This window comes from Tundrisphaera macrotermitis (assembly GCF_051175315.1).
In the GTDB taxonomy this organism is placed as follows: domain Bacteria; phylum Planctomycetota; class Planctomycetia; order Isosphaerales; family Isosphaeraceae; genus Tundrisphaera.
Genome location: NZ_CP195100.1, coordinates 398,573 through 422,256, shown reverse-complemented (window position 1 = coordinate 422,256; position 23,684 = coordinate 398,573). Strand labels below are relative to the sequence as shown.

19 protein-coding genes are annotated in these 23,684 nt (G+C 70.0%); 9 read left to right on the top strand and 10 right to left on the bottom strand.

The window, feature by feature from the left end:
- The first annotated feature begins 356 nt into the window (after positions 1-356).
- The 4 genes from TA3x_RS01780 to TA3x_RS01765 all read left to right on the top strand — a co-directional run bounded on the left by TA3x_RS01780 (position 357) and on the right by TA3x_RS01765 (position 5,928).
- On the top strand, positions 357-1,727 hold the full coding sequence (locus TA3x_RS01780; protein ID WP_435018384.1) for a matrixin family metalloprotease: 1,371 nt from the start codon (positions 357-359) through the stop codon (positions 1,725-1,727).
- A 371-nt stretch (positions 1,728-2,098) separates the two neighbouring features.
- Entirely contained in the window at positions 2,099-3,694 is a 1,596-nt protein-coding gene (locus tag TA3x_RS01775; protein WP_435018383.1) for a response regulator, read from the top strand.
- 136 nt (positions 3,695-3,830) lie between these two features.
- Positions 3,831-5,012 (top strand): NADH:flavin oxidoreductase/NADH oxidase, encoded by a 1,182-nt coding sequence (locus tag TA3x_RS01770; protein ID WP_435018382.1) that lies wholly within the window; start codon positions 3,831-3,833, stop codon positions 5,010-5,012.
- A gap of 16 nt (positions 5,013-5,028) precedes the next feature.
- Positions 5,029-5,928 (top strand): histone deacetylase family protein, encoded by a 900-nt coding sequence (locus tag TA3x_RS01765; protein WP_435018381.1) that lies wholly within the window; start codon positions 5,029-5,031, stop codon positions 5,926-5,928.
- Between the two features lie 10 nt (positions 5,929-5,938).
- On the opposite strand, the gene TA3x_RS01760 is transcribed toward TA3x_RS01765, so the two are convergent.
- On the bottom strand, positions 5,939-6,913 hold the full coding sequence (locus tag TA3x_RS01760; RefSeq protein ID WP_435018380.1) for a hypothetical protein: 975 nt from the start codon (positions 6,911-6,913) through the stop codon (positions 5,939-5,941).
- 384 nt (positions 6,914-7,297) lie between these two features.
- On the opposite strand from TA3x_RS01760, the gene hisS reads away from it, so the two are divergent.
- From hisS to hisG, 3 genes are read left to right on the top strand one after another with little or no spacing between them, the layout of a single operon-like run.
- Positions 7,298-8,662, top strand: a complete 1,365-nt coding sequence (gene hisS / locus TA3x_RS01755) for a histidine--tRNA ligase (protein WP_435018379.1) — start codon at positions 7,298-7,300, stop codon at positions 8,660-8,662.
- Complete coding sequence (locus TA3x_RS01750; RefSeq protein WP_435018378.1) at positions 8,662-10,170, top strand: histidine--tRNA ligase; 1,509 nt, start codon at positions 8,662-8,664, stop codon at positions 10,168-10,170. Before hisS ends, TA3x_RS01750 begins: the two co-directional genes overlap by 1 nt.
- Entirely contained in the window at positions 10,167-11,216 is a 1,050-nt protein-coding gene (gene hisG, locus TA3x_RS01745; protein ID WP_435018377.1) for an ATP phosphoribosyltransferase, read from the top strand. The genes TA3x_RS01750 and hisG overlap by 4 nt, the downstream gene beginning before the upstream one ends.
- A gap of 775 nt (positions 11,217-11,991) precedes the next feature.
- On the opposite strand, the gene TA3x_RS01740 is transcribed toward hisG, so the two are convergent.
- The 8 genes from TA3x_RS01740 to TA3x_RS01705 all read right to left on the bottom strand — a co-directional run bounded on the left by TA3x_RS01740 (position 11,992) and on the right by TA3x_RS01705 (position 18,648).
- Positions 11,992-12,570 (bottom strand): Uma2 family endonuclease, encoded by a 579-nt coding sequence (locus TA3x_RS01740; RefSeq protein WP_435018376.1) that lies wholly within the window; start codon positions 12,568-12,570, stop codon positions 11,992-11,994.
- Positions 12,571-12,611: 41 nt separating this feature from the next.
- Positions 12,612-13,742: a hypothetical protein gene (locus TA3x_RS01735; RefSeq protein ID WP_435018375.1), complete on the bottom strand. Its 1,131-nt coding sequence runs from the start codon at positions 13,740-13,742 to the stop codon at positions 12,612-12,614.
- 115 nt (positions 13,743-13,857) lie between these two features.
- A complete protein-coding gene (dnaB, locus tag TA3x_RS01730; RefSeq protein WP_435018374.1) occupies positions 13,858-15,297 on the bottom strand; it encodes a replicative DNA helicase in 1,440 nt (479 codons plus the stop codon).
- 203 nt (positions 15,298-15,500) lie between these two features.
- Positions 15,501-16,139, bottom strand: a complete 639-nt coding sequence (gene rplI, locus TA3x_RS01725) for a 50S ribosomal protein L9 (protein ID WP_435018373.1) — start codon at positions 16,137-16,139, stop codon at positions 15,501-15,503.
- A gap of 95 nt (positions 16,140-16,234) precedes the next feature.
- Positions 16,235-16,762, bottom strand: a complete 528-nt coding sequence (locus tag TA3x_RS01720) for a single-stranded DNA-binding protein (protein ID WP_435018372.1) — start codon at positions 16,760-16,762, stop codon at positions 16,235-16,237.
- A 194-nt stretch (positions 16,763-16,956) separates the two neighbouring features.
- Entirely contained in the window at positions 16,957-17,364 is a 408-nt protein-coding gene (rpsF, locus tag TA3x_RS01715; protein ID WP_435018371.1) for a 30S ribosomal protein S6, read from the bottom strand.
- Positions 17,365-17,395: 31 nt separating this feature from the next.
- A complete protein-coding gene (pth, locus tag TA3x_RS01710; RefSeq protein WP_435018370.1) occupies positions 17,396-17,965 on the bottom strand; it encodes an aminoacyl-tRNA hydrolase in 570 nt (189 codons plus the stop codon).
- 41 nt (positions 17,966-18,006) lie between these two features.
- Positions 18,007-18,648: a 50S ribosomal protein L25 gene (locus TA3x_RS01705; RefSeq protein ID WP_435018369.1), complete on the bottom strand. Its 642-nt coding sequence runs from the start codon at positions 18,646-18,648 to the stop codon at positions 18,007-18,009.
- Positions 18,649-19,127: 479 nt separating this feature from the next.
- On the opposite strand from TA3x_RS01705, the gene TA3x_RS01700 reads away from it, so the two are divergent.
- The gene (locus TA3x_RS01700; protein ID WP_435018368.1) at positions 19,128-20,411 is read left to right on the top strand and encodes a dockerin type I domain-containing protein; all 1,284 of its coding nucleotides are present in this window, start codon (positions 19,128-19,130) and stop codon (positions 20,409-20,411) included.
- A 66-nt stretch (positions 20,412-20,477) separates the two neighbouring features.
- Here TA3x_RS01700 and fusA read toward each other — a convergent pair whose 3' ends face one another.
- Positions 20,478-22,577 (bottom strand): elongation factor G, encoded by a 2,100-nt coding sequence (gene fusA, locus TA3x_RS01695; protein ID WP_435018367.1) that lies wholly within the window; start codon positions 22,575-22,577, stop codon positions 20,478-20,480.
- A 180-nt stretch (positions 22,578-22,757) separates the two neighbouring features.
- Here fusA and TA3x_RS01690 point away from each other — a divergent pair, with 180 nt between their 5' ends.
- A complete protein-coding gene (locus TA3x_RS01690; protein ID WP_435018366.1) occupies positions 22,758-23,672 on the top strand; it encodes a response regulator transcription factor in 915 nt (304 codons plus the stop codon).
- Positions 23,673-23,684: the final 12 nt, after the last annotated feature.

Below are 23,684 nucleotides of genomic sequence, written 5' to 3'. Positions count from 1 at the left end.
GCCGGAAGGCACCCCGACGCCTCGAAAGGCACGATGCGCCCGGCCTCCGGACGCCCGCCGGGGCCGCCCCGGGGCGCGCAACCGGACCGTGTGGCGTCGTGTCAACACGATTGATGACGCAGGTCAACGGCGAGCATCGTTTCGTTCGCCCGAAGTGCACCGAAGCGAACGAACATGAACCAAACCACCCATCCCCTGACCTAACGCCAATTCATACTCAGACGTGAGCTAAAGTCTGATTGCCACCCCTCCAAACTTTGCCGATACTGGCCTTCGTTGCGGCCATCCCCGGGCCGCGATCCCACCAGGACACGCACAATTCGGCCCCTTCCTGAGGTACATCCATGCGAGTACCGATGACCAGCCCGCGCGCCCCCCATCGGGCCAAGCCTTCGCGTTCGGCCCGGCCGTGCATCGAGGGTCTTGAAGGCCGGCTCCTGATGTATGCCGCCATCGGCGGCAAGTTCACCCATGGGACGCGGATCACCTATAGTTTCATCCCCGACGGCACCAGCCTGGGTGGCCCGACCAGCAACCTGATCTCGACTATGGACGCCCGCTTCGGCCGGGCCGCCTGGACGGCCGCCTTCGCCGCGGCCGCGGCAGACTGGCAGTATTCGGCCGGGGTGAACCTGGTCCAGGTCCCGGACAACGGGGCGCCCCTGGGCACCGGGAGCTATCAGCAGGGCGACCCCAACTTCGGGGACATCCGGATCGGCGGCTATGCCCAGTCGAGCGGGACGCTGGCCTGGACGTTCTCGCCGCCGCCGATCAACGGCGGGCCCCTGGCCGGCGACCAGCTCTACAACACCAACCAGCTCTGGCAGATCAACTCCGATTACGACCTCCAGACGGTCGCCATCCACGAGTTCGGCCACTCGCTCGGCCTCGGCCATTCCAGCATCCAGACCGCGACCATGGCCACCTATTATCAGGGGCTCCGGCAGTCCCTGACGACCGACGACGTCGCCGGGATCCAGTCGATCTGGGGCGGCCGGACGCCGGACTGGACCACCTCCTGGGGCGGGAACTCGACCCGGGCCACGGCCTACGACACCGCCCCCAACTTCAACAGCTACCTCAACCAGGTGATGCTGTGGGACCTGAACATCACCAACGCCTCGGATGGGCACTGGTACAAGGTGACGACCCCGGCCAACGCCAGCTCGACCTTCACGGCGACCGTGCAGGCGGCCGGGCGGAGCCTGCTGAGCCCCCGGGTCCAGATCTATAACGCCGCCGGCGGCGCGCTGGTCCAGGCCTCCGCCCCCAGCTCGGCCACCGGGGCCAACGTCTCGGCCAGCATCTCGAATGCCACGCCGAACACCGTCTACTACGTCCGGACCCTCGCGGGCGCCGGGGCCCCCACCGGCGCGGGCGGCTATGCCCTGACCATCAACATGGGGAACATGGCCAACTACCCCATGCCCCTGCCCAGCACCACCGTCGCCAATCAGCCCGACCAGGGCGGCGGCGGCTCGGCGCTGGGGAAGGTCCGGGTCAAGGGCCAGGCGCGGTTGGTGGCCGACGAGTCGGAGCACGAGCTCGAATTCATCTCCATCGGGACGCTGTCCGGTTACGGCGACTCGTTCCAGGCCCCGAAGTCGGGCAAGGGCAAGGGGATCCGCCGCGTGATCGGCTATCAGCATCCGAAATCCGTGGTGAAGGCGTTCGCGGTCAAGCGGCTCGGGTTCGCCGACCGGCTCAAGCTCAAGGTCCAGGCCTGACATTCTCCCCGACCGGCCCCGCCCGGTGGACCGCAGAAATCGGTTGAACAATCGAGGCAGGATCTCCGAAAATGATCGGGGATCCTGCCTTTTCGCGTGTCAGGGGGATGGCATCCCGATCCACGCCCCGGCCGGCGAGGAGGCCCCGGCCAGGGATCCGCCGAACCCGCGACGGGCGGCCCGGAGATCGGCCCGGAGAACCGAAAATATGGGCGGTTGATTGATTTGGGAGCGAACGGCATGGAAAATTCATAAGAGGCGATCATCCCGATCGAATACGCGATCCGGGGGACCTTTGGTTGGGCCTCCGGGGAAGCCGAATCGGGGATGATGCATCCGCCCTCGCCAAGAGCAACTGGGGTATGAAGGTCATGGGTTCAAGGGAGCGCCGGGTCCTGATCATCGATGACAGCCCCGAGGATCGCGAGACCGTGCGCCGCTACCTGGGCAAGGACCGCGAGATCGCCCATGTCTTCTCGGAAGAGTCCACCGGCCTGAACGGGCTGGCGGCCTGCCGCCAGTTCCGGCCCGATTGCGTGCTCCTGGACTACGACCTGCCCGACCTCAACGGCCTGGAGTTCCTTTCGGAACTGACCGGGGGCGCGGGCCACGCCCCGTTCCCGATCGTGATGCTGACCGGGCGGGGCGAGGAGGCGGTGGCCGTCCTGGCCCTCAAGAGCGGGGCCCACGACTACCTGGTCAAGGGCCACTTCACCCCGGAGATCCTGCTCCAGACGGTGGCCGACGCCATCGCCAAGGTGGAGACGCATCGGGAGCTGGAATCGCAGCGGGTCGAGCTGGAGAAGCTCTACGGCGAGACGCGCGAGGCGGACCTCCGCAAGGACGAGTTCCTGGCGATGCTCGCCCACGAACTCCGCAACCCGCTGTCGATCATCCTCAACGCCGTCCACCTCCTCAAGTTGCGCGATGGGGACCGGCAGAGCGGCGAGCGGATGCGGGAGATGATCGAGCGCCAGGTCCGCCACCTCTGCCGGCTGGTGGACGACCTGCTCGACGTGTCGCGGATCACCCGCGGCAAGATCCAGCTGCGGACCGAGACCATCGACCTCGCCGCGATCGCGTCCACGGCGGTCGAGGACCTGCGGAACACCTTCGACCACCGCCGCCAGACGTTCAGCCTGACCCTGCCCGACGGGCCGATCCGGATGGAGGCCGACCCGACCCGGATGGAGCAGGTGATCGTCAACCTGCTGAACAACGCGTCGAAGTACACCGAGACCGGCGGGTCGATCGCGATGGACGTCGCCCGCGAGGACGGCTGCGTGAGCCTGGCCGTCCGCGACAACGGGGTGGGGATCGCCCCCGAGATGCTGACCCGCGTCTTCGACCTATTCTCGCAGGCCGAACGCTCGCTCGACCGGTCCCAGGGGGGCCTGGGGATCGGGCTGACCCTGGTCCGCAACCTGGTCCAGATGCACGGCGGCGAGGTCGTCGCCAGGAGCGACGGGACGGGGCAGGGCAGCGAGTTCACGGTCCGCCTGCCGATCCCCGACATCCAGATCGAGGCGGGCGCCCGGGCCGATCGCGTGGCCGGCCCGGCCCCGGTGCACCGGCCGACCCGGGTCCTGGTGGTCGACGACAACGTCCACGCGGCCGAGAGCCTGGCCATGGTGATCCAGATCTGGGATCACGAGACCCGCGTGGTCCACAACGGGACCGACGCGATCGAGGCCGTCGCCGAGTTCCGCCCCCAGGTCGTCCTGCTCGACATCGGCCTGCCGGGCCGGGACGGATACTCGGTCGCCGGCGAGCTGCGCGGGCTCCCCGAAGGCCGGGAGATCCTGCTGGTGGCGATGACCGGCTATGGCCGCGAGGAGGACTTCCGGCGGTCGAGCGAGGCGGGCTTCGACCACCACCTGGTCAAGCCGCTCGACTTCGACAACCTGGAGCGGATCCTGGCCGACGTGCCCTCCGCCCGCGCCAGCTCGCGGGCCGTCAAGGCGTGAGCCGGCGGCACGAGGCGGCCGGGAGGGGGCTGGACCTTCCCGCTAGAATCGGGGTTGAAATCGGCGTCCCGAGGGATGGCCGCCCGGGTGCCGGGACGGGCACGGGGCATCCCTCGACCAGATGTGGGAATCTTTGATGAATGAACAACCGCTCCGCCGGGCCGAGAACCCGCCCCCGCTCACCGTCCGGGTCGGCTGCCCTCCGGAGATCCCGGCCGATCGGCCGCTCCCGCAGGTCGACCTGTTCACGCCGCTGACCATCGAGGGGGTGACCTTCCGCAACCGGGTCGTCATGTCGCCGATGTGCCAGTACTGGGCCGAGGACGGGATGGCCAACGACTGGCACCTGGTCCACCTGGGGAGCCGGGCCGTGGGCGGGGCGGGGTTGATCCTCGTCGAGGCCACCGCCGTGACCGCCGACGGCCGGATCACCCCCGGCGACATGGGGATCTGGGACGACCGCCACATCGAGCCCCTGGCCCGGATCGCCCGCTTCATGGAAAGCCAGGGCACGGTCCCCGGCATCCAGATCGCCCACGCCGGCCGCAAGGGCAGCTGCGAGGCCCCCTGGCTCGGCGGCAAGCGGCTGACGAGGCCCGAGGACGGCGCCTGGGACGTGGTCGGGCCGAGCCCGATCCCGTTCCGCGAGGGGGAGCCGGCCCCGATCGAACTCGACGAGGCGGGCCTGGACGCCGTCGTCGAGGCGTTCGCGGCGGCCACCCGCCGGGCCCGCACCGCCGGCTTCCGGATCATCGAGATCCACGCCGCCCACGGCTACCTGCTCCACTCGTTCCTCTCGCCCCTGAGCAACCGGAGGACCGACCAGTACGGCGGGTCGCTGGAGAACCGGATGCGGTTCCCGCTCCGGGTGGTCCGGGCCGTCCGCGAGCTGATCCCGGAATCCGACCCGCTGTTCGTCCGGATCTCGGCGACCGACTGGGCCGACGGCGGCTGGGACCTGGAGCAGTCGGTGGAGTTCGGCCGGGCGTTGTGCGCGGCCGGGGTGAAGCTGATCGACGTCTCCTCGGGGGCGCTGGTGCCCCACGCGAAGATCCCGACGGCGCCCGGCTACCAGGTCCCGTTCGCCGCGACGATCCGCCGCGAGACCGGGGTCGGCACCGGGGCCGTCGGGATGATCACCGACCCCCGCCAGGCCGAGGAGATCGTGGCCTCGGGGGCCGCCGACCTGGTCTTCCTCGGCCGGGAGCTGCTCCGTAACCCCTACTGGACGGTCGAGGCCGAGGAGGCCCTCCGGGGCCAGCAGACGACCTGGCCGACCCCCTACGGCTACGCGGTCGGCCACCCAAAACGCAAATGACGAGGCGGGGACGCGGGTGAAAGTCTACTCGTCCGACCGATTCCCGATCCCCTTGCCCGACTGGCATCGGTTCCCGATGGCCAAGTACGCCCGGCTCCGCGACCGGGTCGTCGGCGAGGGGATCGTCGCCGCCGACGACATCCTGATCCCCCGCGTCGCCTCGCTCGATGAGCTGGCGCGGGCCCACGACCCGGCCTACCTCCGCCGGGTCATGGACGGCACCCTGTCCGCCGCCGAGGTCCGCGAGATCGGCTTCCCCTGGTCGCCGGAGCTGGTCGAGCGGTCGCGGAGATCCAGCGGGGCGACCGTCGAGGCCTGCTTGCGGGCCCTGGACGAGGGGATCAGCGTCAACCTGGCGGGCGGCACCCACCACGCCTACCGCGACCACGGGGCCGGCTACTGCGTCTTCAACGACGCGGCCACGGCGGCGCGGGCCCTCCAGGACGAAGGGCTGGCCCTGCGGGTGCTGATCGTCGATTGCGACGTCCACCAGGGGGACGGCACGGCGTCGATCTTCGCCGACGACCCGACCGTCTTCACCTTCTCGATCCACGGCGCCCGCAACTACCCGATGCGCAAGCAGTCCAGCGACCTCGACGTCGAACTGCCCGACGCCGCCGACGACGACGCCTATCTCAACGCCCTCGCGCCCGGGCTCGAACTGGCCCTGGACCGGGCCGGGGCCGACCTGGCCATCTACCTGGCCGGGGCCGACCCCTTCGTCGGCGATCGCCTGGGCCGGCTGGCCGTGACCAAGGCGGGGCTGGCGGAGCGCGACCGGCTGGTCCTGTCGCGGCTCCGCGGGGCGGGCCTGCCCGTGGCCATCGCGATGGCCGGCGGCTACGGGACCGACGTGGACGACACCGTCGACATCCACGTCCAGACCGTCCGGATCGCCGCGGAGTTCGCCCCCTGATCGAGGGGCGTCACCGGCAGGCGGACCCGCCCCCCACGCCCATCAGGATCCCGTCGATCAGGGCCCGCCGCAGGCGTCGCTGGCCCCGGGCCGCCGGGAACCTCTGGGTCAGGTCGGCGTGGCCGGCCTCGACCGTGGCGAGCACCGTCCCCAGGCCGGGCACCGACTGGTCGGCCACCATCACCATGCCGTCGCTGGGGCCGTGGTAGGTCTTGAGGTACCGGGCGATCGCCCGGCGGGCGAGGCGGAGCCGGTCCGGCTCGATCTCCGAGGTGATGTAGAAGGTCCGGCGCCCGACCCGGGCGAAGGCGTCGGGGTGCAGGGCGAGCTGCTCCTCCCACCGGGACCACGCCGGGCCCGGGGCCAGCCCGCCCAGGACGGCCCGGCTCGGCCCCTTGGTGGTGGCGCGAATCACCTTGCCCGCGAGGTGGGCAACGATCCTCGCCCGCCAGGGCATCTTCCGATCCATCGCCGTGCCCAGCCCCACCGCGTGCGCCGCCGCCTCCGACCCGCCGAACGGGCCCTGGACCAGGAACAGGGCCTCGACCCGCTCGGCGACGAACTCGGGATGCCCCAGCGCGAACCGGAGGGCATCGCAGGCCCCCCGGCTGTGGGCGATGATCACCAGCCGCTCGGGCCCCTCCCCGGCGATCTCGGCGACCTGCCCGGCCACCTCGGCCGCGTTCGCCTCGTCGTCGCGGCTCGAACTCGGGTTGATGACGTGGATCCGCTTGCGGGGGATCCCGTGCCGCACCAGCTCGGCGGTGTTCTGGGCGAAGTAGCCCCGGATCTTCTCGTTGCGGAACCCGGCCACGAAGACGTAGCGGAACGCCCTGGCCCGCCGCTCGACCTCCGGCGGGATGACCAGCGTCTTCGCCTCCGCCGCGCGATACCAGGCGTCGAAGTCGCTGGCCGCGATGCTCGGCAAGGTCGGGGTCGCGGGCATCCCCGCGACCAGCGCGGAGCCGAGGATGATCGCCAGCATGGTGGAGCCTCCGTGGAGATGCAGAACCGAACGAGCCCGATCCGTGTCCCCCCATGCTAGCCGGTCGCGGTCGGCGACGCACCCGATCCCGCGCCGCTTGGCCCGGGACGCCGGAGCCCGGGCCTGTTATCATGGTGGGCCTGGAGTCCTGGGTGGCTGTGGTTGGCTTGCCAACCACGGCGCCGACGACTCGATCCCGGCGCGGACGATTCCTGATCGCGGCGTCACTCGACCGTGGTTGGCAGGCCAACCACAGCCACCCGGACGTCCGACCGCCGGAATCAGGGGACCCATCCCGTCCGGGACGGCGAAGCCTCGGGCTGGTATCATGTTGGGCCGGCATCGATCCGGCCGGATTCGCACGCATCGAAGGACGCCTCTCCCATGATCGACCCCCGCGTGGCCAGCGGGCTGCGAGACATCCCCCCCTCGGCGATGATCCCGCGCGAGGCCACCCTGGCGACCTTCCGCAAGACCTTCTCCGGGTTCGGCTTCGTGCCGATCGAGACCCCGCACATCGAGCGCATGGACGTCCTGGCCGGCAAGGGGGCCGGGTCGGACGAGGTCCTGCGGCAGATCTTCGAAGTCACCAACAAGGGGGGCGAGGCCGGCAAGCTCGCGCTCCGGTTCGACCTCACCGTCCCGTTCGCCCGGTTCGTCAGCAAGCACATCAACGAGCTGGGCCGGCCGTTCAAGCGGTACGCCATCGGCTCGGTGTTCCGGGGCGAGCGCCCGGCCAAGGGGCGGTTCCGCGAGTTCGTCCAGTGCGACTTCGACACGGTGGGCACCGAGAGCCCCCTGGCCGACGCCGAGACCGCCCAGGTCATCCACGCCGCCCTGAGTGCCATCGACGTCCCGCCGTTCACCATCGCCATCAACAACCGCCGGATCCTGGATGGGTTGCTGGCCAGCCTGGGCCTGGAAGGCCGTTCGGGCCCGGTCCTGAGGGCGCTCGACAAGCTGGCCAAGATCGGCCGCGACAAGGTCGCCGACGAGCTCCAGCGCAAGGGGGCCGAGGATCCCGAAGGGGCCCTCTCCGCCGACCAGGCCGCCCGGGTGCTGGACTTCGTCGAGGCGGGCCGGGGCGGGATCGAGGTCTTGCAGGCGGCCGAGACCCTGCTGGGCTCGGACCCGCGTGCCGCCGGCGGGATCGGCAACCTCCGGGCGGTCTTCGACCTGCTGGACGCCTCGGGCGTGCCGGCCGACCGGCTCAAGGTCGACCTCGGCCTGGCAAGGGGCCTGGACTATTACACCGGGGTCGTCTTCGAGACCACCGTGGACGGCTGGGAAACCTTCGGCAGCGTGGCCTCGGGCGGCCGGTACGACAACCTCACCGGCCTGTTCACCGCCCAGGCGTTGCCCGGCGTCGGGGCGTCGATCGGCCTCGACCGGCTGCTGGCCCTGCTCGACGAGACCGGGCGGGGCAAGGGGGCCTCGACCACCGTGCCGGTCCTGGTGGTCAACTTCCCGGGGGCGAACCCCCGCCACGCGGTCGCCCTGGCCTCTCGGCTGAGGGCCTCCGGCGTCGGCGCCGAGGTTTATCCCGACGCCATCCAGGCGGGCAAGCAGCTCCAGTACGGCACCTCGCGCGGGCATCGGCTGGCGGTGATCGTCGGCCCGACCGAGCAGGACGCCCAGACCTTCAATCTCAGGGACCTGGCCACCCGCGAGGAGATCAAGGCGATCCCGTGGGCCCAGTTGGAAAGCACGGTTTCCGGCAAGCTCGGCGACGCGAAAGGGACGGTTTGATGACCAGGATGATCGACCCGCCGGCGGACGTCTCCGAGACGCCCATCCCCCGGGTCAAGGGGACGGCCGACTGGCTGCCCGACGACTTCGCCGACCTCGCGGCGCTCCAGGCGCTGATGCTCGAACGGTTCGGCCGCGCCGGCTACGACCGGCTCCGCACACCGACCCTCGAATACGTCACCCTCCACGAGCGCAAGAGCGGCGCCGGGATCGTCGGCAAGCTGTTCGAGCTGGACGGCGACGCCGCCGGCCGGGTCTGCCTCCGCCCCGAGCTGACCGCCGGGATCGTCCGGGCCTATGCCGACCGCCGGGGCGACGGACCCTTGCCGTGGCGGGTCAGCCACGCCGGGACCGCCTTCCGCCGCGAGTCGTCGGGCCGGGCCGACCGGCTCCGCGAGTTCCGCCAGGTCGGGGTCGAGCGCCTGGGCGACGCCGGCCCGGTGGCCGACGCCGAGGTGATCTGGCTGGCCGCCTGGTCCCTGGCCGAGGCCGGGGTGCAGGGGGCGACGATCCGCCTGGGCCACGTCGGCCTGATCCTGGAGGTGCTGTCCCGGTCGGGCCTGCCCCCGGCCGCCCGCACCGCGTTGGTCGAGATGCTCAGCGAGGCCGCCGCCGAGGGGCACGACGTCGGCTCCCTGGAGCGCGGGCTGGACCACTTCACCGCCTGGCTCGACCGGGCGGGGCAGGGGGAGGAGCCGCCCCTGGCCATCGACGCGGCCGACGACGGCGGCGTCGACCGCCTGTTCCGGACCCTGGTCCCGGTCGTCACCGGCCGCCGTTCGGGCCATGAGATCATCCATCGCCTCCGGCGCAAGTGGGAGCTGGGTAAAGGGCTGGGGAGCGTCCTGGACCGGGTCCGCGACCAGATCCGGGGGTTGTCGGCCCTGAAGGGCCCGGCCGTCGAGGTGGTCGACCGCCTGGCCCGCGACCACGCCAGCGAGGCCCCGCGTTCGGTGGCCGCGCTCCGGGCGCTGGTCCAGTCCCTGGGCGACCACGGGATCGACCCGGGCCGGATCGAGCTGGACCTCGGCTTCGGCCGGGGGATCGGGTTCTATTCGCGGATGATCTTCGAGATCACCGCCCCCACGCCGGGCGGGCCGGTCGAGGTCTGCGGCGGCGGCCGGTACGACGGCCTGGCCCGGGTCCTGGGCGGGAGCCAGGACGACCGGGGCGTCGGCTTCGCCTTCGGCCTGGAGCGGCTTCATGCCGTGGTCCGCGCCCAGGGCCGGTCGATCGCCCGGCCGTCCCGCGAGTCGCTCCGGATCGTCGCCGGGACGCCCGAGGCCAACCCCGCCGCGATCCGGCTGGCCACCCGCCTCCGCAGCTCGGGGGTCCGGGTGATCCTGGACGCCGACGCCGCCGACCGCCTCCGCGTGGAGGTCGCGGCCGGCGAGCCGGGCCAGGGCTCGCTGACGCTCCACGACCCCGAGGCCGGGACCGCCGTGCCGGTGGGCCCCGAAGACCTGATCCGCCTGTTCGCGACCACCGCCGGGGAATCGAAGCCGTGACCGCCTCCCAATCCGCCCAGACCGCCGCCCGGACCCCCGTCGACCCGATTCGCCTGGCGGTCCCGTCCAAGGGGCACCTGTACGAGGGGGTCGTGGAGATCCTCAAGACGGCCGGCTACAAGGTCCGCCGCGCCAGCGACCGCCAGTACGAGGCGACGATCTCCGGCCACCCCCGGTTCCACGTCGTGTTCATGCGGCCGACCGACATCGTGACCCAGGTCCAGGAGGGCCGGTGCCACCTGGGCGTGACCGGCATGGACCTGTTCGCCGAGCGCGCCGCCGAGGCCGAACAGGCCTGCGTGGTCGTCGACGACCTGGGCTATGGCGGCTGCCGCCTGGTGGTCGCCGTGCCGGAAAGCTGGATCGACGTCGCCCACATCATCGACCTCGTCGACCTGACCGCCGAGTTCAAGGATTCGGGCAAGACCTTCCGGATCTCCACCAAGTACCCCGCGCTCACCCAGGCCTACCTGCGGAAGTGGGGCATCTATTATTATCAGTTGATCGACTCCGACGGCGCCCTGGAACTGCACCCGACGCTGGGCATCGCCGACGTGATCGTCGACCTGACCAGCTCGGGCGTGACCCTCAAGGACAACCGGCTCCGCGAGATCGAGGGCGGCACGGTGCTGGACTCCGCGTCCTGCCTGATCGGCCACGCCCCCAGCCTGCGGAGCCTGATCGACGAGGGCCCCGAGGGCCCGCTCGCCCTCCTGCTCGACGCGATGGACGGCGTCCGCGCCTCCGAGGGGATGCTCCACGTCGAGGTCGTGGGCAACCCGGCCGAGGGGGGGATCGCCCCGGTGGCCAACCTCCTCCGCGACCGAGGCGCCCGCCACCTCGTCCACGGCGACGTCACCGACGAGTCCGGCCGCCCCGGCTGGCGCGTCACCGCCCTGATGTCGGCCAAGAAGCTCGCCCCCTGCCGCCGCGCCCTGTTCGGCCTCGGCGCCAGCCGCGTGGTCGGCCTCCCCGCCCGGTTCGTCTTCGACCGCGACGCCCTCACCACCTTCGACGCCCTCCGGGCCCGGCTGGGCCACCCATAAACCTCGAACAAGCAAGCTATTACACCAATCGTCGGCCTCCCCCGCGAGGCCGGCGATGGCTTCGTTTTGCCCGTCCCGATCCGGCCCGGATCCGTCGCGTTGGCTTCGTTTCGCATCATCGATGACCGGGGGATCAGCGAGGGGTGGCCGGGGTCTTGCGGCCCTCCGCAACCCCGGACGGTGACTCGATCGGGCGGCCGTTGGCTTCGTTTGGATTCGGCACCGGGACCGCACCTGCCGGCCGGCGTTGGCTTCGTTTGGGAGGGGTCGCCTTTTGATTTTGGCAATCGCCTGGGCGTTCTCGGGTGGCTGTGGTTGGCTTGCCAACCACGGCGTCGGCAACACGATCCCGGGGGAGTAGCCGGCGAGGCACCGGGCCAAGAATCATCGACGCCGGGCCGATGATGGCCGGGGCGAGTTCGTCGGCGCCGTGGTTGGCAAGCCAACCACAGCCACCCGAAGACCGCATCGCCTGAATCAAAAGGGACACTCCGTTTGGGATCTCCCCAAAGGAGATGCAGGGTCGGCATTGGCTTCGTTTCGTCTGGCAGGGCCGGGGCCGTCCCGACCGGTGAGGCCCCTCCCAGTCCGATTGGCCGAGACGGGAGACCGTCGCGCATGGTCGTCCCATCGAAGGGGGGGAGTGGCGACGTTTCCGGCGAGTCGAGCGGCCAGGCCGAAGCCGACTGGACCGGCCGGCAAGCTCCACGACCGGGGATCGTCGGAATTTTGCACCGCTCACTTCGGAGGGGCCCCGGCCGGTGAGTCCCTGGGGTCAGTCTTCCAACCCCTCGAAGATCCGGGCCACCGGGACCGCGAACCCGGGGAGGTGGGGTTCGCCCGAAAGCTCCTGCTCGATGTTGAACATCCGGGGCGGGGCGTCGGGTCGGTGGACGGTGACGGTCAGTTGCCGGGGCCGGGCGATCCAGACCAGCGGGACGCCGGCCTCGAAATAGAGTTCGATCTTGTCATCCACGTCGTCTTCCTGCTCCCGGGGGGAGAGGATCTCGACCACCAGCGCCGGTGGGCCATCGGCATAACGAAGTTTCTTGAGCCCGGCGGGGAGCTTATCCGGGGCGATGTAGGCAAGGTCCACCCCGACGAAGGTGGGGGGTAGCGGTTGGAGTCGGACCCGGGCCTCCCCGCCGATGAGTCGGCCGTGAGGCTTGGGCTGCGTGTCGATCCAATTCAGGAGGAGTTGACCGAGCCTCATCATGACCAGGCTATGGGGAAACCCGCGCGTCGTCATGGGCCGTTCCTGCAACTCGCCTCGGATCAACTGGCGTTCGAACCGATCGTCCTCGGGCAGGTCGAGGAACTCCTGCTCGGTCAGGATTCGGGGGGAGGTGACCATCGGCAAAACCCTCCTGAGCATCGCGGGGACCTCCCTTCATCTTACCTGGGGGGCGAGGCGAGCGGGCGGAGCCGGCGGCCGGCGATGACGAGCGCCAACTGCTGGGCGAGGATGGCCAGGGCGAAGGCGCCGGCATCGACGGCGAGCATCATCCGGTCGTTGGCCGGATTCGACCCGAGGATCAGGCCCTGGGCCAGGTGGATCGACACAGCGAACAGGAACGCCAGGATCGCGTATCCGAGCAGGGAGTCGGTCAGGGCCAGGGGGCGGAACGGCCGGTCGGTCGGGTCGAGCAACAGCGAGAACTTGCCCAGCGCGAGGCGGACCCGGGCGTAGCTGATCAGGCCCATCAGGCAGGTCACCACCATCAGGGCGATGTAGGCGGACGGGCCGAACCGCTGGATGTCGGCCGAGGCCAGGTCGGTCGTCCCCGGCGCGATCTTGCCGAGCCCGGACAGGGTTTCGAACACCGAGAAGACCATCAGCCCGACGAACGCCACGTCGCCGTTGAGGTGGTCGTTGGCATCCTTCAGGCTCCCCGAGATGTGCCCCACCCAGTCTTCGCGATCGATCGGGCCGGGCTCGTCCCGGGCGATCTTGGCGGCGGCGAACGCCACCGCGCGATGGTGGAAATGGAAGTAGATCGCCAATGACGCGGCCAGCGTCGCCACGCCGCAGCCCAGGGCCGCTGCGGGCGGGGCCGCCACGGCCAACGCGAGGATGGCCGTCGAGAACCCGGCGAGCAGGCTGACCAGCACCAGTTGCAGGAACGACGCCCCGAGGAAATTGTGCCGGCGGGCCCCCGCGACCGTCCAACCCTTCGCGAAGTCCTGCCCCTCGACCAGCCGGGCGAACAGCATCCCGTTCAGAACCAGCCCGCCATGCAACCGGGCCATCCGCAGGGCCAGGATCAGGCAGGGGACCATCAGGATGAGGGCATAAGATGCGAAGATGTGGCGGCGGATCGAGCCCAGGTCGTCGGGCAGCTTGCCGTCCAGGGCATTGGAGAGGAGCACGCCGAGCCCGGCGAAGATCGAGCCCACGAGCGTGAGCAGTTCCCGGCGGCGGTCGACGAGGTTGCGGAACTCCCGGGAGACGATCGCGAACTCGATCGTCCCGGGCCGGGCGGGGGGAAGGGGGGGCGGCGCGTCGTCGCCGGGTCGGGTCGTCATCGATCTCGCCTGGGTTGGAGGAAAGGCCCATGCGGCCGGTGCCGCATGGGAGTCCTTCGCTGAACCGGCGACATTATGGACGAACCCCGGCCCCGGGGTCGACGCCCCGGCGAGGTCAGTAGGCCCCGTTGATCGGGTCGACGACGTGGGCCATGTTCTCGAACCGGGTCAGGTTCTTCAGGAACGTCAGCTTCACCGTGTCGGTGGCCCCGGCGCGGTTCTTGGCGATGATGAGTTCGGCCACGCCCGGCTGGTCGTTGGGGTCGTAGTACTCGGGCCGGTGGAGCATCAGGATCAGGTCGGCGTCCTGCTCGATCGCACCCGACTCGCGGAGGTCGGACATCTTCGGCCGCTTGTCTTCGCGGGACTCGACGCCGCGGTTGAGCTGGGACAGGGCGATGACGGGGATCTGCATCTCGCGGGCGAGGGTCTTCAGCCGGCGGCTGATCTTGCTGATCTGCTCCTGGCGGCTGTCGCGCGACTCTTCAGAATCGATGAGTTGGATGTAGTCGACCACGATCAGGCCGATGTCCTGCCGGAGCTTGAGCCGGCGGGCGTTGGCGGTGATCTGGAGCATGTTCCGCGCGGGGGTGTCGTCGATCAGCAGCGGCGCCGCGTTCTGCAGCTCGTTGTAGCCCCGGCCGAGCTGGATCATGTCCTGATGGCCGAGGTTCTTGCCGGTGCGGAGCTTGTGGCTATCGACCCGGGACCGCGACGAGAGCAGTCGCTCGGCCAGTTCCAGCTCGCCCATTTCGAGGCTGACGAAGAGGACGGACTTCTTCAGCTCGCAGATGACGTGCTCGCAGATGTTCATCGCGATGGCGGTCTTACCCATCGCGGGGCGGGCCGCCAGGATGATGAGCTGGGAGCCGTGGAACCCGCCGGTGATCTCGTCGAGGTCGAAGAAGCCGCTCGCGAGGCCGTGGACCGCGTGGCGGTCCTCCGACCGGGCGGTGATCCGGTCCATCGCGGCGACGATCACGTCCTTGAGCTCGACCGTCTCGCCGGCCGCCTGATCCTCGGCGATCGCGAAGATCTTCCGCTCGGCCGATTCCAGCAACTCATCGGCGGTGTAGTTGTTGGAATAGCCGTCGCGGAGGATCTGGTTGGCCCCCTCGATCAGCTCGCGGCTCACCGCCTTCTGGCGGACGATCTGGGCGTAGTACTTGGCGTTGGCGGCGTGGGGGACGTCGTTGAGGATCTGGTGGATCGCCTCATGCCCGCCGATCGCCGACAGGCTCCCCTTCCGGGTCAGCTCCTCGATCAGGGTGATCGCGTCGACGGCCTTGCCCAGGTCATACAGCTCGCGGACCGAGCGGTAGATGATCTGGTGGCTGTCGCGGTAGAAGTCCTCGACCTTGAGGATCGGGATCACTTCGTGCAGGGCATCGTTGTCGAGCAGGATACTCCCCAGGACGCCGACCTCGGCTTCGAGGTTCTGGGGGGGGAGGCGATCCGCCAGGACCGAGGCGGGAGGCTCGATGACCTTGCGGGGGCGGCCATAACCGTTGCCGTTGCCGTTGCTGCTGCCGTTGGCGTAGGAAAGGTCTGGCATGATCCTTCGGGACTCCGTCCGAGGCACGCGGGGGCCGCCATCGCCGGATGGCCTCACCCCCCGTCGTTGCTTCCTCGGGCCGGCCCGAAGCGAGAATCAGGGTCTCGAATGATCCCAATGCGACGGGCCGGCCCTACCTGAACAATGGTATCGGCCGGCCCGCGTGTTGGCCATCAGAAAATCCGATTTCGGGTGACGTCCGTTCAGGAAGCCACTTCGTCGGTATGGGTCGGGACGACCCACAGCTGGACCGTGGCGTTGACGTCCTGGCCGAGGTAGAGGTTGATCGTGTAGAGGCCCAGCTCCTTGAGCGGCCCCTCGATCCGGACGTTGTCGGCCTCGATCGGGAAATTGTCGGCCTTCAAGGCGTCGGCGATGTTGTCTGCCGTGACCGAGCCGTAGAGGTGGCCTTCGGCGTTGGCGTTGGCCTCGATGGTGATCGACCGCTGGGCGATCTGGGCGGCCAGGCCGAGGAGGTCGGCGCGGCGGGCCTCTTCGAGGGCGCGGAGCCGCTCGCGGTGCTTCTCGACGATGCGGAGGTTGTGCGGCGTGGCGAAGGTGGCCAGGCCCTGGGGCAGCAGGTAGTTGCGGGCGAAGCCGGGCTTGACCTTCACGAGGTCTCCGGGCTGGCCGAAGTGCGGGACGGCATGGGTCAGCAGGACCTGCATGTGCCCGTCCTTGGCGCGCATCGGGTGGTTACGCCGGCGCTCGACCCCGGGCTGGCGGACGGCGGAGACGACCGGGGCGGCCTTGGTCGTCGCGGCGGCGGCCTTCTTGGGCTTGGCGGAGGACTTCGCCTTGGCCTTGGCCTTGGCCGGTTTCTTGTCGGTCATCTTGGCCATGATGCAGCACTCACTCCTGGGTCGGGCGTCGCGAGGTCGGGGGTCGAGGCCCGCCGCCCCTGGGTCCGGGGCGGGATCGCAGGCCTCGGTTGAATTCAGAACGGGATGTCGTCGTCGTCGGCATCATTGTCGACGGGGGGCGCCGGCGGGCGACGGGCCGGGGCCGGGGCGTTGTTGTAGCCGCCCCGCGAGGGGCCGTTGCCGAGGTTCCGGGGGTCGGGGGCGGAGCGTCGCGGGGCGGGGGCCGAATACTCGTCCTCGCCGCCGCCGTCGTGGCCGCCCGCCTCGTCGCGCCCGCCGAGGAACTGGACGCGGTCGGCCTGGATCTTCAGCTTGTACTGCTTCTTGCCGGTCGTCTTGTCGTCCCAGCTATCCATCTTCAGGTAGCCTTCGACGTGGACCGGCCGCCCTTTCTTGAGGTACTGGCAGCAGTTCTCCGCCGCACGATCCCAGACCGTCACGTCGACGTAGGCCACCTCGTCGCGACGATCCCCGTCCTTCGACTGGTAGGATCGGTTGATGGCGAGGGCCAGGTCCGTGACCGCCACGCCGCTGGGGAGCCGGCGCAACTCGGGGTCGCGGGTCAGGTTCCCGATCAGGAAAACTTTGTTCAGATTGGCCATCGCCACCGACCTCCTGGGCAGAAAAAGGGCCGACGCTTCCCGACCTCGACCGGGCGTAGACGCTTGTCCCCTATCCGGGGAACCTAACATATTCCGCGATCGTCGGCAAGCAACCTCGCGGAACCACCCTGCCTGGTCGGGGTACGGTATCGGCCGGCCGGAGGCCCGGCGATGAACCGAAGCGGGCCCGGGGTTCAGTCCTCGCGACGGCGGCGGCGGGGCCGGTCGTCGTGATCTTCCTCGCGCGGGGCTTCTTCCCCTTCGCCGGGCGTGGAGGTCATGGCGCGATCGACCAGGTGGTCGACGAGCTTGGGGTGGACCTTCAGGACCAGCTCGCGGAGGATCAGCTCGCTGAGGTGGCAGTCGGCGACGATCTCCTTCAACGCCAGGCCGTCGGCCTTGAAGTAGGTGAGGAGATAGGTCCCCTTCTTGTGGCCGTCGACCGGGTAGGACAGCCGGCGCTCGTCCCACTGGCGGCTGGCGACGATCTCGGCCTGGTGCTTGGCCAGGATGTCGTGCACCTGCTTGACCGAGTCGTCCCAGGAGAGGGCGACCTTGGCGCTATCCAGCAGGAACATCCCCTCATACGTATTGACTGGCAAGGGTCTCTCCTCGTCTCATCGCGTCGGTCGGTTACTTGGAATTCCCGTTGAATCGATTCATGGCGGCCTCGATCCCCTGGGCGACCCAGACCGCCACGGCCTGGGTGGCGGAGATCATGGCATCGTCGATGGTGGCCCGCTCGGAGGATCGGAATCGGCCCAGGACGTAGTCGGCGGCGTCGGCCTCCCCCTTCTCGCCGATGCCGACCCGCAGGCGGGCGTAGTCATCGGTGCCGAGCTGGGCGGTGATGTCGCGGAGCCCCTTCTGGCCGCCATCCGAGCCGCCGCGCCGCAGCCGCAACTTGCCCAGGGGGAGGTTCAGGTCGTCGCAAATCACCAGCAGGTCGGCCGGTTCGAGCTTGTAGAAGCGGAGCGCCGGGGCGACGCTCCGCCCGCTGAGGTTCATGAAGGTCGACGGCTTGAGCAGGAGGACCCGGCGGAATGCGATCTCGGCCTCGGCCAGCTCCCCCTCGAAACGGCGGGCGAAGCGGACCCCCGCGCCGCCGGAAGCGAGCCGATCGACGACCTCGAAGCCGATATTGTGCCGGGTTCCCTCGTACTTGCTGCCGGGGTTGCCCAATCCGACGACCAATTTGAACATGCCCGAAGTCGCCATCCTCCGCCGGATCCGCCCGGCTCAGCTTAGTCTTCCTTTTCCTTGCGCTCGGGCTTGATGACCTCGGGCTGCGTCCCCTCGGCGGCCTCGCTCGGCTCCGGCTCGGCGGCCGGGGCGACGACGTGGACCAAGAGCAGCTCGGGGTCGACCGAGGTGGTCACGCCCTCGGGCAGCTTGAGGTCGCGGACGTGGATCGCCTCGCCCATGTGGAGCGAGCTGACGTCGACGCGGATCGACTCGGGGATCGCGGTGGCCCGGCAGTGGACCTCGAGGGCGTGGGCCAACTGTTCGAGGACCCCGCCTTCGCCGATCCCGGGGGCGGTGCCGCGGAAATCGAGCCGGACTTCGGTGGCGATCGACTCCTCGGCATCCACGCGGGCGAAGTCGAGGTGGATGATTTCCTTGCCCAGGTAGTCCCACTGGACGTCGCGGACCAGCACCATCTCCGACTTCCCGTCGAATTCGAGCTGGGCCAGGTGGGTGGACTTCTTGATCATCTCCCAGACCGAATCCCGGGCGATGGAAATCGTGGTCGGGGCCTGCTTGTGCCCGTAGATGATCGCCGGGATGCGCCCTTGGGCGCGGAGCTTGCGGGAGACCCGCGACCCGGTCCCCTTGTTTTTCAGGGGGTCTCGTGCCTGGACTTGAATTTTGACCGCGTCCGCCATGTCTCGCCTTTTTCTCGACCGAGGCTGCAAACCGGGCGACGAGCCGGAGGAGAAATCGTCGCGCCGAGCGATCGGGAACGGGCTGGGCCCGAGGCCCTCCCGATCCCGCCAGAACGAAGAGCGGCCCGGGGGACCGCGCATCCGGCGATTATCACGGCGCCCCCTCCGACTGGCAAGGGCAAACCTTCCGAATTTCTCGATCGTGACGCCCTCCGACCGCGCCAGGTCGGCCCTCCGGAGCCCCCGGGGGCGGCCGGATTCCGGGGGCGAATTCATCCCAAGCGATCGAATCGTCGAAATCATGAGAACCCGGACCATGCGCCGAGCGGTCGACGGCCGACCCGGCGGGAGGGCGTCCGGGACCGTTGCGATTGCCGGGTCGAGGTCGCCGACGGGCGTCCCCGGCCCCGTCCCGGATCGATCCGGGTGGCCGCGAGGGGCGATCCCGCCCCCACGCCCAGCGAATGGAGAGCCTCGCGATGAAGTCATGGATGCGCTCGGTGCTCGAATACGCCGGCATCGTCGGCCCGGCCCCGCGGACCGTCTCCCGCAAGCGTCGGGCCCGCCCGGCGCGGAAGGTGGACGCGGTCGAGTCCCTGGAGCGCCGCGAGGTCCTCAGCGGCGCCGGCGTCCCGCTCGCCACGTTCTCCTCGGCGGTGCCCGTGAAGGGGGACGTGGCCCGGGTGGTCATCCCGTTCGATGCCGGGGAACTCGGCTCGGACCGGGCCCCTTCGATCCTGGTCGGCGTCTACGCGAAGCCGACCGCGGGGTCGACCCTGGTGCCGAATATCACCGGCGTGGGGACGGCCTCGGGCCGGCTGAACCGCGCCGACATCCCCCAGAGGGGCCCGGCCTCGGCCGCCAAGGCGCTGTTCATCACCAGCGTTCCGCTCGGGACGGGCCAGGCGCAGGACCTCACGGTGAGCGTGGCCGGGCAGGGGGGCAAGACCGGCGGCTTCGACCTGGAGGTCTTCCTGCCGGGCGACGCCAACGGCGACGGGAGGGTGGATGCGATCGACCTGGCGATCCTCCAGGGGGTCTACGGGACGGCCGAGGGGGAGGCCAACTTCAACGCCGCCGCCGACTTCAACGCCGACGGCCACGTCGGCTGCATCGACCGGATGATCGTCGAGTTGAACCAGGGGGCCCGCGCCGCCTTCACGCCCGCCGTCGTGACGGCCCCCCCGGCCAACCCGCCCGTCACGACACCGCCGCCGGCCACGACCCCTCCGCCGGCCTCGACCCCGCCGCCGGTTACGACCCCTCCGGCCGCGACCAGCCCGTTCGGGCCCACCGTTGAGATCCCGCCGCCGACGGTGGTCGTCACGGCGCAGGCCGTGGCGGCGCCGGTCGTCACAGCCCCGGTCGCGACGACGCCGGCCGTCGCGACGGCCACGACCCCGCCGATGGCGGTCGCCTCGCTCCAGGCGGCCACCCCGGTCGTTGCGGTCCCGGCGCCGGCCGGGTACGTCCCGACCAATGCCGCCCCGGTCGTCTACTACGGCCAGCCGGTCGCCCCGGTGGCGGGCGTGCCGGCCTCGACCACGGATCCCGCGTCCATGCCCGCGGTCGTCTACTACGGCCAGCCGGTCGTGCAGGCCCCCGCCTTCAGCCCGGCGATCTCGAACCAGGCGCCGGCCCAGCCGGTCGTCCTCTACGGGTACGGCCAGCCGATCGCCCCGATGTCGGGGACGATGGCCCCGGTCGTCTATTACTATGGGACGCCGGCCGGACAGCCCGCCGCCCCGGCGGCCAAGGCCTGATCGTCCCAGGATCGCGGGGTCGGGCCTCGTCGACGGGCGAGGCCCGCCCGATCCCCGCCGGGCGGCTCACCCCCCGGCGAGGCTTTCGAGCATCTCGTCCGGGGCGGGGGCGTATTCCAGGGGCTCCATCGAGTAGCTGGCGCGGCCCTGGCTGAGCGAGCGGACGGCGGTCGAGTAGCCGAACATCTTCTCCAGCGGGGCGCGGGCCTCGACGACCTTGAGCTTGCCGCGCTCGGCCATCTTCTCGATCTGGGTCCGGCGCGACAGGAGGTCGGCCATCACGTCGCCGAGGTAATCCTCGGGCGTGACCACCTCCAGCTTCATGACCGGCTCCAGCAGGACCGAGCCCGCCTCCGCGACGGCCTTGCGGAGGGCATCCGAGGCGGCGAAGCGGAAGGCGATGTCGTTGCTGTCGGTGTCGTGGGTGTCGCCGTCGGTGATCGTGACCTTGAGGTCGACCAGCGGGAACCCGGTCCGGCCGCCCGACTTGGCCTCCTCGCGGAGACCCGACTCGATCGCCGGGATGAACTCGTTGGGGATCACGCCCCCCTTGAGCTTGTTGACGAAGACCAGGGTCGGGCCGCCCTTGGGCTGGACCACGTGTTCCAGGTCGATCTTGATCCGGGCGAACAGCCCCGAGCCGCCGGTCTGGCGGATGCACGAGCCGACGATCCCCTTGACGTCCTTCTTGATCGTCTCGCGGTAGCTGACGCGGGGCCGGCCGACGTGGACCTTGAGCTTGTAGTCCCGGATCATCCGGTTCTTGAGGATCTCCATGTGGAGTTCCCCCATGCCCGAGATCAGGGTCTGCCCGGTCTCCTCGTTCACCTTGTAGGAGAAGGTCGGGTCCTCGCGGGCCAGGGAGGCCAGGGTATCGGCGAGCTTCCCCTTGTCGGCCGAGCTGACCGGCTCGATCGACATGCTGATGACGGTCTCGGGGAACTCGATCTTCTCCAGCAGGATCGGGTGGGCGGCGTCGCACAGGGTATCGCCGGTCACGGCGTCCTTGAGCCCGACCACGCCCACGATGTCGCCCGCGAGGCTCTCGTCGATCTTGACCCGTTCGTCGGCGCGGATGTGGTAGAGCCGCGAGCAGATTTCCTTCTTGTCCCGGCCCGGGTTGAAGACCCGGCTGCCCGCCTTGAGCACGCCCGAGTAGACCCGGACGAACGACAGGTCGCCGTGGGCGTCGTTGGTGATCTTGAACACCAGCCCGCAGAACGGCGCCGAGGGGTCGGGCGGGCGGGTCAGCTCGGTCCCCTTCTTGGGGTGGGTGCCGACGACCGGGGGCTTGTCGAGAGGGCTGGGCAGGTAGGCGGTCACGGCGTCGAGCAGGCGCTGGACGCCGACGAACTTGAAGCTCGACCCGCACAGGACCGGCTGGGCCCGGCCGGTCAGGGTGGCGCGGCGGAGGCCGGCGATGATCTCGCTCTCGGGCAGCTCGGCCCCTTCCAGGTGGGCCATGTAGTGCTCGGCGAATCCCTCATCGAAGTCGGCCAGGGCGTTGAGCATCTTCTCGCGCCAGAGTTCGGCCTCTGGCAGCAGTTCGTCGGTCAGCTCGGCCTCGGTCACGGACGAGCCGTAGTCCTCGGCCTTGTAGTACAGGGCCCGCATCGTGATCAGGTCGATCAGCCCCTTGAACTCCCCCATCGTCCCTTCGGGGCCGGCGCCGATGGGGATCTGGACCGGGATCGGGTGGCTTTCCAGGCGGTCGGTGATCTCGCCGAAGACGCGGTCGAACTCGGCGCCGATCCGGTCCATCTTGTTGATGAAGCAGAGCCGGGGGACGTGGTACTTGGACGCCTGGCGCCAGACGGTCTCGCTCTGGGCCTCGACGCCTTCCACGGCCGAGAAGATCACGACGGCCCCGTCGAGCACGCGCAACGACCGCTCGACCTCGGCGGTGAAGTCGACGTGGCCGGGGGTGTCGATGATGTTGATCGTGGTGTCTTTCCACTTGCAGGTGATCGCCGCCGCCACGATCGTGATCCCGCGCTGGCGTTCTTCTTCGAGGTAGTCGGTGGTGGTCGTGCCCTTGTCGACCTCCCCCATCCGATGCACTTCGCCGGTGTAATACAGGATCCGCTCGGTGGTTGTCGTCTTCCCGGCATCGATGTGGGCGATGATCCCGATGTTGCGGATCGTTTCTAACGCAGGGTTGTCCATGACGATGATCCAGGATGGCAAGGGGCGGTCGGTCGGGCGGTGAGTCGGGCGAGCGGACTATTTTACAGCGAAGGCCGCGCCGATCCCAGGGTGCTCCGCGCTCGAAGTCCCGGGAGATTCGTCCTTGCCGTCGCGGCGAGAACAGGCGAAGGTGTCTCGACCGATCGGCCGGGAGCAGCCATGTCCAAGTCGAATCAGCTTCGGGTCGACGACCTCCGGGCCATCTGGCGGCTCGTCGGCGAGTGCCGCGACCTCGGCGACGATCGCATCGCCTGGCGGGACCGGTGGGTGGCCGGCCTGTCCGACCTGGTCGATGCGGACATTGGGCTGGCCGGCGAGATGGCCGGTTGCCACGAGCTGATGATGCACGACCTCGGCGTCACGTTCTGGTGGCGTCCCGGGACGCTCGACCTGGCCACGCTGATGGGCCACCTGGCGGAGTTCCGGAGCGACCCCCGCTACTCCCCGGCGATGATCGAGTACTTCCGCCGGTTCCGCGAACAGGACGGGCTCTGCCTGCCGCGGACCGGGTTCATCGACGACAAGGCCTGGTATCGATCCAGCGACTATCGCCTGATCCAGGAGCCGTTCGGGGCAGACGCGACCCTGTGGTGCTCGCGCAAGATCGACGGGGCGCCGGAGGGCGAGACCACCAACGTGATCCTGCTCCGCACCTCGGGCCGCCGCGACTTCCGGCCCCGGGAGCTGGCGATCGTCCACGAGGCCCACGCGACGCTGGCCCCGCTGGTGGGGGGCGCGTTGGCCCGCTACGCCGACCCGTCGCCGTCGCACCTGTCGCCCCGGCTCCGCCAGGTGCTGGACTGCCTCCTCCAGGGGGACGGGGACAAGCAGGTCGCCGCCCGGCTGGGCCTGGCCCCCGCCACGATCAACGACTACACCAAGGCCCTGTACCGGCACTTCGGGGTCCGGGGCCGTTCCGAACTCATGGCCCGGTGGATCCGACGCGGGTGGGGCCACCGGCCCGGGCCGGCCGACCCGGCCCGGCCGGCCGGCATGACCGTGATCGGCTCGGGCTACGGGGCCAGCTTCTACGAGAATCACCGCTTCGGCGCGGGCCCGGCCGGCCGGCCCTGAACGCCGAGCCGG